The following is a 10,739-nucleotide window of genomic DNA, read 5'->3' on the forward strand; positions in this document are numbered from 1 at the left end:
TCACCCAGCAGCGCGCGCCCAAGGGTGCTTTTCCCCGCCCCGCTGCCGCCAATCAGCGCCAGCGAACCACCCGCGGCCAGCTCAAAGTTAATGTCCTGCAACAGCGCATCGCCCTGCGGGTTGCGGATCGTCAGGCCGGATACCTGCACCACCCAGCGCATCAGCTCCTGCTCCAGCGGTCAGTTTGCAAACTGATAGCCACCACCACCAGCGCGATACCAAGCGCAGGTAGCAGCGCCGCCCATGGGTTTAGCATCAGTCCGGGTAATCCGTCGCGCACCATTGACGCCCAGTCGATCCCGCCGGGAGTGGCGATACCGAGAAAACTGGCCGAGGCGAGCAGGTAAATCGCCGCGACTAAACGGGTTGTCCCATCGGCCAGGATACCGGGCACAATCACCGGCAGGACTTCGCGCCACAGCAGTAACGGCAGCGCGTCGCCTGCCGCACGCGCGACCTCAACGTAACCGGTATCGAGGACGGGATCCGCCAGCGAACGTACGTAGCGCAGGGTAAAAGGGATATTGAGTAACGTCATCCCGATCAACAGCGCGACCTGCCCGTTGCCAAAGGCATAGATCACCCCGATCAGTACCAGCAGCGGGGGCATGTACAGCAGCGGGTCCAGTAACACCACCAGCCTTCTCCCGCGATCGGGCAAAGCCACCAGCAGCAGCGCGCACAGGCTGCCTAAAAATGAGGAACACAGTGCGCACAACAGAGGGAACAGCAGAATATTACGACCGCCGCTCAGCAGACGGCTCAAAACATCCCGCCCCAGGCCATCGCTGCCCAGCCACAGCGTTTTATCCGGCAGTTGCCAGGCCAGACCGAGGCTACGCTGTGGGTTATAGGGGGCCAGCCACGGGCCACAGATAATCAGGGCAATCATCAATAAAGCGACGATTCTCACGAGCGCCTCCGCCAGGGATCGAGCCAAACCGCCAGGATATCCGCCGTGAACCAACACAGGGCGGTAATCAGCGCCAGCAGCATCGCTACTCCCTGAAGCAAAATAGCATCGCGGGTATTCAGCGCCGTCAGCAGCAGCTCGCCGAGGCCGGGAAAGCCAAATACGCGTTCCACCACCACGGCGCCGCCAATCAGGTAGGGTAAACTGGCGGCAAACAATTGGGCCAGCGGCCCCGCGGCCTGCGGCAGCAAATGGCGGGCCACCAGCGTCAGCCCGCGCACGCCGTTAAGGCGGGCGCTGAGGATATTGGGCGCGGCCGTTAGCCTTATCAGCGAGGCGCGTATCATACGCAGCAAATAACAGCCGCCGATCAGTCCCAGAGTCAGCGCGGGGAGAACCAGAATCGACCACTGGTCGCTGATATTGCCGGAAGCCGGCAGCAGGGAGACCGCCGGGAACCACCCCGCCCCAACCGCCAACAGCAGGATCATCAGCGTGGCAACAATAAATTCCGGGGTGCTTAATCCGCTCATTGCGATAAATGAGAGCAGCCGGTCCTGCCAGCGATCGCGATACATTGCCGCCAGTACGCCGCCGGTGCCTCCCAGCAGCAGCATCCCGCAGGCGGCCAGCAGCGCCAGCAGCCCGCTCCGTCGGGCGGCGGGAGCGATAATATCGGCTACCGGCTGTTGGCTGGTGATAGAGATGCCGGGATCGCCGCGCAGAATACCGCTAAGCCACTGCCAGTACCTTGCGGCGACGGGCCGATCGAGACCGAACTGATGCCGCAGCGTCTGCAACGCCTGCGGGGTGGCGCGTTCACCCAGTGCCTGCACTGCGGCATCTCCGGGCGCCAGCGCCAGGATGAAGAAGATCAACATGCTCGCCAGCCACAGCAGCAGCAGAGCGCTGAGCAGACGCCAGAGGACAAATCTGGCCATCATTGGCCGGCCGCCATTCGGGCGCTGCGGAACAGCGGGATCCCCTGGTTGAGCTCAACGCCCTGCAAGGCCGTCACCGCCGCCGAAAGCCCATCGCGATACCCCCAGAGCAAATACGGCCCCTGTTGCCACAGCTGTTGTTGTAACCGATCGAGCTGCTGCTGTTGGCGCTGCGGATCGAGCGTTTTACGCGCCTGCTCTACCCCTGCCGCAAAATCGTCCGGATACCACCCGCCATAGTTATAGGGGTTGTCATTACCGAACAGCATCGGGATCGCCGCCAGGAAGGGGCGATTTAACGCGTACATCGACAGCATCTGCGCCTGATGCAGACGCGACATATCCCCCAGATAATCGGCCTCGGCCACCGTCTCAACCCTGAGGGTAATGCCCACGTCGGCCAGCTGCTGGCGTAATAGTTCCGCCGCGTCGTTCAGCCCCGGAGTCAGATCGGCGGTCAGCAAGGTCAGCTGCGTGATCCCTTTTTTGCGCAGCAGCGCCTGCGCCTCGGTAGCATCGGTCCGGCGCTGAGGGAGCTGGCTGTCAAAACCGCTGAGCCCCTGGCCGAACACGTCATTCCCGAGATAGCCATAGCCGCCGAGAACCACAGCAAGCAGCTGCTGACGGTTGACCAGCGTTTTCAGCGCCTGCCGGACCTCAACGTCGTCAAACGGTTTGACCCTGGTATTCATGGCAAAGTAATAACCGCTGGCATTCGCCACGCCGCTGCGGATGATTTGCCAGCCCTGACGTCCGTCCACGCTGCGGGCGCTGCTAACCGGAATATCAAAGGCATAGTCTGCCGCACCGCTCAGCAGGGCGTTTACCCGCGCCGTGGCATCGGCCAGCGGGCGAATTTCAATGCGATCAAACCACGCCGCAGGCTGCCATGCGTAAGGGTTGCGGCTGAGCAGCGCCCCGTTCTGCGCGTTGAAGGAGGCGACCTGATACGGGCCGCTGCATACCGGGATCGCCGCATCGCCCCGCCCCTGCTTCCATACCATGCTGGCGGCGGTCAGCACGGTGGTGACCAGATCGGCACGCGGACGGGTAAGAACCAGCTCCAGCTCTTCGGCATTCACCACGCGGCTGGCCTGCATATCGACATCGCTGAAGAATCCGGCAAAGCCGGGAGAGGCGGCCAGGAAGCGCAGGCTCGCCAGCGCATCATCAGCGGTGAGCGGCGATCCATCGGAAAAGCGCACCCCGGAACGCAGTGAGACAGTCCAGCGCGTGGCATCCTGATTGGGGGTAATGGCACGACTCAGCTGATAGTCTGGACGGCCCTGCCTGTCCGCCACCAGCACATCGCAGACGTTACCGCTCACCACCCAGGGGTAATAGGTTTGCGCGCGCCCGTAATCGAGCGTTTCGCTCTGGCTGCCCAACATCACCACCCGGAGAGTCCGGTCAGCGGCGGCCTGCGCGGCGGGCAGAGCCATTGTCACACCCAGGAACAGCCACCCTGGCAGGCGTAATTTCATCATAGTTGCATCCGGGTAAACTGAATGATGCGCCCGAACACCATCCGGGCGCAGCGGGTAATCAGAATTTAATTTGCGTGCCGACGCCCAACACGCGGCCATGTCCAACGGTGACCGCCTCGCTGCCCGGACCGTAATACAGACCAATGTACTGCGGGCGTTCATCCGTCAGGTTTTGACCGAAGACGTAGACATCGAAGGAGGAGAATTCCAGACCCACTTTGGCGTTGTAGAGCTGGTAGGCATCAAGCTTGAAGTGGCTGCCGACATCCGCTTCACGACTGCCGACGTACTGATGCTGCGCCAGGGCGAAGATATTGGCTTCCGGCAGCCCCAGCCAGGCGGCAGAATCGTAGTATTGCAGCGTCAGGTTGGTGTTGAATTTCGGTACCGCCGGTACCCGGTTGCCATTGCGCGCGCCGGATGAGGCCGCGACATCATCCGAAACATTGCGTAATTCCGTATGGGTGTAACCCGCCCCGCCGCTGACCTTCCAGTGCTCTGCCAGCTGCAGCGAGCCTTCCAGCTCCATACCGTAGTTACGGGTATCCATCGGCTTCGGCACGAAGGTGAATGAGGCGGAATCCAGCGCGAACAGGTTTTCATCTTTTACGCTGTTATAGAACAACGAGGCGTTCAGCTCGGCACGCCCGTCCAGGAAACGGTTTTTGCTGCCGATCTCGTAGCTCCAGGAGGAGGAATCCTTATAAGGCTCATCCTTCAAGCCGCTGGGCGCGTTGTTGGTAAAATTAGGGAAACCGCCGCTTTTCGCGCCGCGGGCGACGCTGGTATAGATCGTCGAGTCATCGGTCAGGTCATAACTCAGCGCCGCGCGGCCCGTCACCATGTCGTAATTCAGCACCCCGCTTTGATTGAAGGAGGCCACCGTCCCGGGGAAACCGTTGGAACGATACAGCGATTCATAGGTTTTACGGTCATGGGTATAGCGACCGCCTAACGTCCCTTTCAGTTTTTCGGAGCCAAACAGCGGCACCGTCACCTCGCCAAAGGCGGCATAGCTGTCGGTGGTGTAATCTCCGTTACGCGTACCGTTGGTGGAAGCGAAGAACGCGGAATCATATTGGGTGGTCAGCTTGTAGCTGTCATGCAGATAGTTGATGCCGCCGACCCAGACAATATCCGCGTCATCGAGGCTACTCAGGCGCAGCTCCTGATACAGGCTGTTCTGGCTTTCGTCATAAGTACTCCAGTCGGTGGCCGGAATAAACGCCGACGTCGGCATACCGAACACTTTGCTAAACGTCAGCGCCTCGGAGTTATTGGTCAGATTTTTAAAATCGTAATGGTTCACCGCGGATACGGAGGTGAACTGCATCCGATCAAGCTGACGGCTGGCGGTTAATGACAGACCGGAAATCTCGCGATCGACCCAGCCTTTAGGATCCAGCGCCACAGTGGGGAAGTTCGGGCCATTTTTGAGAATGAAGTTTGACGGCGTGTTGTTGTCCCGCTCGTAGTTGCCGGTCAGCACGAAGCGGGTACGATCGTCGGGGGTGAAGACCAGCGAACCGCGGAACACCCCAGTTTCCACCTTGCCCAGCTTGCCACCCGGCGCGTTGTTATCCACATCGGCGCCCAGGTTGGAATAGGCGGCGGAGAAGCGCCCGCCCAGACGGTCCTCAATCAGTGGTCCGGAAACCGTCAGCTGGCCCACGTTCTCGGATTCACTGTTTAGGCCCGCTTCCGCACGCAAGGTGCCTTCAAAGGTATCGCCAGGCTGGCGCGTGGTGATGTTTATCGCCCCCGCCTGGGCGTTGCGTCCAAACACCGTGCCCTGCGGGCCGCGCAGGACTTCAATCCGTTCAACATCCAGGAAACGCAGATCCGCACCGAAGGCCGGTTGCGGCACGCCGTCGATATAGGTCACGACCGACGTATCATCAAAGCCGAGCGGCTGGGCCATCGGCCCGACCCCGCGGATCGACATATAGGTTGAGCGCATATCCCCCAGTGAGCTGAAGCTGATGTTTGGCACGTCACGGATCAGGTGCTCCACATCATCAATGCGCCGATCGCCCAGCGTCTGGCGATCGAACAAGGTCATGCTGACCGGGACTTTCAACGGATCCTCTTTCACCTTACGAGCCGTCACCACCAGAGTTTCTTCTTTTTTGCTATCGGTGGTTTGTTCCACGGTAAAAGCCGGGGCTGAAATCGCCAGGCCGCACAGCAGGCAGAGCGGTTTAATGGTGCCAGGCAGATTTTGTTTTAAGCGAAACTGGTGTGAACTGGTGCGCATGACCATCCCCATGGTGCTGAAACAGAAACAAAAAAAATCGTTTTATATCTGTCACAATTATATGGGGGTGGTCCTACGACACTCTAGTTAACTCAGCTATGAGCAAAGCCAAATGAGTTATGTTTTCAGCCAGTCAGAGGCTGAGAGAATCGCGCGGAGGCATACCAAATTTGCGGCGATAGGCAGTAGAAAAGTTACTGGGATGCTGATAACCCACATAGTAGGCGGCCTGCTTAACCGTCCACCCTTCCGACTCTAATCCCTGACGGGCACGGGTCAGGCGCTGGTCGCGCAGGAAGGCGAAAACCGACTGCCCCATGACCGCCTGGAACTTGCTTTTCAGCGCGCTGACGCTGATGCCAACATCGCGCGCCAGGTCGCACAGGCAGTGGTTGCAGTCCAGTTCGGTGACCAGCTTATCCCGCACCTTCAGCATTCGCGCCACGTCGCGATGCGGCGCCATCACCCCCACCTGGGGCACATCCTGATTCGCCGCGCGCAGCACCTGGGCCATCAGATCCAGTACGCAGCTATGGGTCTGCAGCCGACCAATCACGCAGTTATCGCAAAAGCCAAACAGCTCGTTGGCCCGATCGATGGTGTACTGCGGGATGATTAAGCTAAAGACATGGTTACGCTGCAAAATGCGTTCGACCTGATCCGCCAGCTCTTTATCGCTAATTCGTTCGGGAGCGGCCTGAATCACCAGGCTGCGGCAGTGATGTCCGCGCGGATTGCGGCACCACAGGCGCATACGATCTTTGGTGGCAATCACCTTCGCCATGCCCCGTTCTGCCGGCAGCGGGCTGCCGTCATCGAGGTGATAATTAGGCTCATCGCCGCCGAGGGTCAGTAAAATAGTCAAACAATGCTGAAGCGTGCCGCTGCGATGATCGTCGCCGTTGGCGGTCAGCTCATTGAGACAGAGGTTGACGCCATAGGGCAGCGTGACCGTTTTGATTGTCCCTTCAAATTCGCCAGACTGGCGAACCGAGCGGCTGGCATTTGCCAGCTCGTAGTCATAGCCCCACTGGTGCGCCATATCGGTTAACTGCTGCAGAGAATGTAACTGGTGAGTGGATTGCATAAAAAACCCTCTTTTGTAAGTACCCGGCTGGCGAAGTCGCCGGGTACTTAGTTCCCGAAACGAAACTCAGGGAATCATCATACTGGGGTTTATAAATATGTAAATAATAATCATTATCAATAATAGCGCTTGCCTGACGCTCTCCCCATGCAACAAACAAACGGGGCAGACTCTACGATCGCCGCATTACGGAAGCGCCCTTCTCAGCCTGGAGGGCGCTTCCGCAGCGGGTCAATGAGCCAAAACATCAGCAGTTCTCGCGCCGGTTGAGTCAGGCATCATCCCTCATTTAGCCTGCGAAACCACCAGGTAAGGCGCAACGCTGGAAAGCTTCTCGCAGGTCTCCGTCAGCTCACGTAATGCATTCGACTGAGCAATCACTCCGGCTCCGGCCTGGATCCAGCTTCTCCGCGCATCCTGAAACGCGCTGCGCAGGACCAGAGCCGCTTCGAACGATCGATCGCCTTCCAGCATCAGTATCGCGCCGGAGTATAGTTCACGCGGCACCGCCTCCAGGCGGAGGATGGCAGCCAGGGCCGGAAGCTTGGGAATACCGGATGCGGTGATCGCCGGGAACAGCACATCAAAAGCGTCCCAGGCATCGCGCCCCGACGCCAGTTTGCCGCACACCTGAGACCCCAGATGTTGCACGCTCCCCCTTTCGCGTACCGACATCAGATCGGTGACCGCCACCGAGTCGCGCACGCACAGCGTTTCCAGCTCCCCAATCGCCGCTTTGACCGAGATAACGTGTTCCACAATCTCTTTGCTATCGCTTTGCAGCTCAGCCCGATTGTAAGCATCTTCTCCCGCCGAACCGGATAGCGCGCGGGTGCCGGCCAGAGGTTCGCTGGTGACGATATCCTGCTCCACCGTCACCACCATCTCCGGGCTAAAACCGGTCGCGGCAAACGCCCCCTGCTGCAGCAAGAAACTGCGCGCCGGGGTATTGGACATTCTCCCGCGCCAGAGGGTCGCGGGCATGTCGATGCGCTCGGCAAGCGCCAGCGCGCGCGACACAATCACCTTGGTGTATTCACCGGCGGCGATCTCTTCAAGCGCGCGCGTCACCTGGTGCTGATAATCTTTCCCCTGCGCGGCCAGGTCGGCCAGCAGCGCCCCCCCGGCCGGCGCCGGGGAGATGTCCTGTAACTGCCGGGCGAGGTGCCGGCATTGGTCAGCGCTGTGCGCCAGGATCGTCACTTCCCCCGCGTCAAAAACCAGTTCATCACGCGGCACCAGGAGAGACAGCAGCGGCCACTCCCCGGGCGGAAACGCGATCCCACGAATGCAGGCCGCGTAGTTAAATCCGGCCATACCGAAAATACGCTGTCCTGCGCCGGCATGCTGCGCACGGAACTGACGGGCGTAGTGCGCCAGCGACGAGGTAACGGGCGCTGTCCGACAGCCCTCTTCGCTTTCGGTTATGGCCTGCGCGCCATCGGGCGAAAGGGTTAAACTCGCCCGTTTACCAAGGCCAACATACCAGCATGGCGGCCGCTCATAGACATAGTAATCCTCCGTCGGATTCTGCCGGATGAGGCTGACAATCGCGGCCAGGGTCCGCTCTGCCGGCAGATTGAGTCGAAGTTCGCTGCGTGTATCCGTCATGTTGACTCCTGAAAGTTAAACCGCCAGCCGGGCCGCCAGCGCTTGTTTGTTGATTTTGCCAATCGGCGTCAGCGGGAAAGCATCAACCAGCGTCAGCCGATCCGGCCATTTAAATGGCGCGACCTGCTGCTGTTCAAGAAACGCCCGCATCTCGGCCAGGGTGAGAGGGGAATGGGCGATGACGACCGCATGGATCGCTTCCTGCTGCTCAGCGAGCGTCTCTGCCAGCACCGTCACGTCGCGTACCAGCGGATGCGCCCGCAGGCACTCCTCGATTTCATCGGCGGCCACCGACTCCCCGTGGCGGTTGATGGTGTCGCGGGTTCGCCCCTCAACCAGCAGCTCGCCGCCGGGCAGCTGCCGTACCCGATCGCCGCTGCGGTAGAACCCCTCGGCGGCAAACGCCTGACGATTGTGTTCAGGCGCGCGATAGTAGCCGCGGATGGTGTAAGGCCCGCGAACCAGCAACTCCCCGGCCTGCCCGCGCCCCACCGGCAGGCCCTGCTCGTCAACCACCCGGATCTCATCCTCATCGCATAGCGGTCGGCCCTGCGTGGTGATAATCAGCTCAGGCGAGTCATCCAGCCGCGTGTAGTTCAGCAGCCCTTCCGCCATGCCAAACACCTGCTGCAGCTGGCATCCCCAGCGGGTCAGCAGCCGGCGGGCGGCATCGGCTCCCAGCCTCGCGCCCCCCACCTGAACCAGCCTCAGCGAGCTAAGGTCGGGTTGTTCCCACTCCGTCGCGTCCAGCCATAGCGTTGCCAGAGAAGGGACCAGCGCCGTGAGCGTCACGCGGTGCTGGTGAATCGCGTCAAACGCATCCTCTGCGGCGACGGTGGCCGGGACCACCACGCAGCCTCCGCGGGAAAAGATCCCGAGGATGCCCGGACAGGCGAGGGGAAAGTTATGCGCCATTGAAAGCACGGCCAGGTAGCGGTCATCCGGCTGGACATGGCAAAGCGCGGCGCTGGCGCGAAAGTTGTAGTGATAATCGGCGTGGGTGCGGGGGATCAGCTTGGGTAAGCCGGTTGTACCGCCGGAAAGCAGCAGCAGAGCAATATGCTGGGGCGCATCGCCGGGAGGCAATCCCGCCATCGCCGGCGCCTGGCTGGCGGAAAAACGCCGCTCCGCCGTTGAGAACAGGCTATGACAGTCGGGTGCCTTAGCGCTCAGGCTCTGCGCCTCAATTCCCGCCTGTTCGGCGTCACTCAGGAACCAGCGCGCCTGCGCCAGCTCCACCACGTGCAGGATTTCACGCTGGCGGTGAGCCGGTAGCATCAGCACGGGCACCGCCCCGTTGAGGATCGCCGCGAACAAGGCCACCACGAAATCGGCCCCGTTGGGCAACTGAATAACGACCGTTTCCCCGCTTTGCATCCCTCGCTGCTGGAGTTCACCGGCAAAACGACAGGCCTGGTTGATTAACTGGTGATAGCTCCAGCTGCGGTCCGGTTCGATCAGGGCGGTGCGGTCGCCATACTGCTGCCATTGCAGAATCAACTGGCCGAGCGTTTCCGGCTGCCAGTAGCCGCGTTGCGTATAGCGCTCGGCCAGCGCTACCGGCCAGCGCATCTCCTCCGGCAGGATACGACGATCGGGGGAGGCAATAGGTTCAGACATACAGCACCCCCGCCTGCGCGGTCAGACGTTCAGCATGCAGCCCGGTTTCGCGGGCAAGATCGTCCAGACCAAAGGTATGCCAGACGCTCCGGTTACGGATAACCTGCGTGGCGCAGGGCCCGCCGCTTACCGTCCAGCATGAGGTCAGCAGCATGGTGTCGTCGGGTCCCGGCTCACCCTCGAGGGTTGCGTGATAGTGACGCTGGCCGATCGTTTCACTGGCCAACGTCATCGTCGGCAATACCATCGGCTTTTCGACCGGCAGCAGCTCCACGAATACCGGCGCGCCGGGTGCCAGCCGCGGCAGCAATATTGACCACAGCGCCTGACGCGCCGGCGTCGTCAGGTGTCCCAGCACCCCGAAGGCGACGACCGCGCCCAGGCGCTCGGGTAGCTGCAGCTTGTCCACCGTGTCCGGGATAATCGTGACGCGCCGCCGCAGTTCCGGCCTGTGCGCCACGCAATGGGTCAGCACCGCGCGCATGGCCGGGGCTGGCCCCACCGCCAGAATATCCACCAGCGGCACGGTTTCGGCTATCGCCAGCACCGTTCGTCCGGTGCCAGCGCCGATATCCAGCACCGGGTCGCGAATATCGGTGAATGCCGACAGCCGCTCGCGCAGCGCGGTTTCACCCGCGGAGTGCGCGCGACCAACCAGATCGTAAAACTCAGCGACCGGAGAGTAGAAGTCTTCCATAGATTATCCTTCACTGAACAAGGGTGAGAACTGCCGTAATGCCTGCCGCACGCAGGCCACCACGGCGGCACGCTGGCTGGCAATGAAAAAGTGATCGCCTGGAAAACGATGCACGATACTCTCAGC

At 61.1% G+C, this 10,739-nt stretch carries 9 protein-coding genes; all 9 read right to left on the reverse strand.

The annotated features are described in order from the left end of the window. A partial coding sequence (locus PFH44_RS20500) for an ATP-binding cassette domain-containing protein (RefSeq protein WP_283825983.1) occupies positions 1-161 on the reverse strand: 161 nt, incomplete at its 3' end. Next, positions 161-913 carry an ABC transporter permease gene (locus PFH44_RS20505; protein WP_045859357.1) on the reverse strand — a complete coding sequence of 251 codons (753 nt, stop codon included), beginning with the start codon at positions 911-913 and terminating at the stop codon, positions 161-163. The genes PFH44_RS20505 and PFH44_RS20500, both read right to left, overlap by 1 nt. After that, positions 910-1,857 carry an ABC transporter permease gene (locus PFH44_RS20510; protein WP_283825978.1) on the reverse strand — a complete coding sequence of 316 codons (948 nt, stop codon included), beginning with the start codon at positions 1,855-1,857 and terminating at the stop codon, positions 910-912. The genes PFH44_RS20505 and PFH44_RS20510 overlap by 4 nt, the downstream gene beginning before the upstream one ends. Further along, positions 1,854-3,341: an ABC transporter substrate-binding protein gene (locus PFH44_RS20515; protein WP_283825979.1), complete on the reverse strand. Its 1,488-nt coding sequence runs from the start codon at positions 3,339-3,341 to the stop codon at positions 1,854-1,856. The genes PFH44_RS20510 and PFH44_RS20515 overlap by 4 nt, the downstream gene beginning before the upstream one ends. 58 nt (positions 3,342-3,399) lie before the next feature. Continuing rightward, positions 3,400-5,598: a TonB-dependent receptor gene (locus tag PFH44_RS20520; protein ID WP_045859361.1), complete on the reverse strand. Its 2,199-nt coding sequence runs from the start codon at positions 5,596-5,598 to the stop codon at positions 3,400-3,402. A 133-nt stretch (positions 5,599-5,731) separates the two neighbouring features. Then, complete coding sequence (locus tag PFH44_RS20525) at positions 5,732-6,685, reverse strand: helix-turn-helix transcriptional regulator (RefSeq protein ID WP_045859363.1); 954 nt, start codon at positions 6,683-6,685, stop codon at positions 5,732-5,734. A 285-nt stretch (positions 6,686-6,970) separates the two neighbouring features. Beyond that, positions 6,971-8,296, reverse strand: a complete 1,326-nt coding sequence (locus PFH44_RS20530; RefSeq protein WP_283825980.1) for a salicylate synthase — start codon at positions 8,294-8,296, stop codon at positions 6,971-6,973. 15 nt (positions 8,297-8,311) lie between these two features. Continuing rightward, entirely contained in the window at positions 8,312-9,916 is a 1,605-nt protein-coding gene (locus tag PFH44_RS20535) for a (2,3-dihydroxybenzoyl)adenylate synthase (RefSeq protein WP_283825981.1), read from the reverse strand. Beyond that, the gene (locus tag PFH44_RS20540; protein ID WP_283825982.1) at positions 9,909-10,613 is read right to left on the reverse strand and encodes a class I SAM-dependent methyltransferase; all 705 of its coding nucleotides are present in this window, start codon (positions 10,611-10,613) and stop codon (positions 9,909-9,911) included. The genes PFH44_RS20535 and PFH44_RS20540 overlap by 8 nt, the downstream gene beginning before the upstream one ends. Positions 10,614-10,739: the final 126 nt, after the last annotated feature.

Origin of the sequence: Klebsiella sp. Ech2A (assembly GCF_030078455.1) — a bacterium.
GTDB lineage: Bacteria > Pseudomonadota > Gammaproteobacteria > Enterobacterales > Enterobacteriaceae > Klebsiella > Klebsiella terrigena.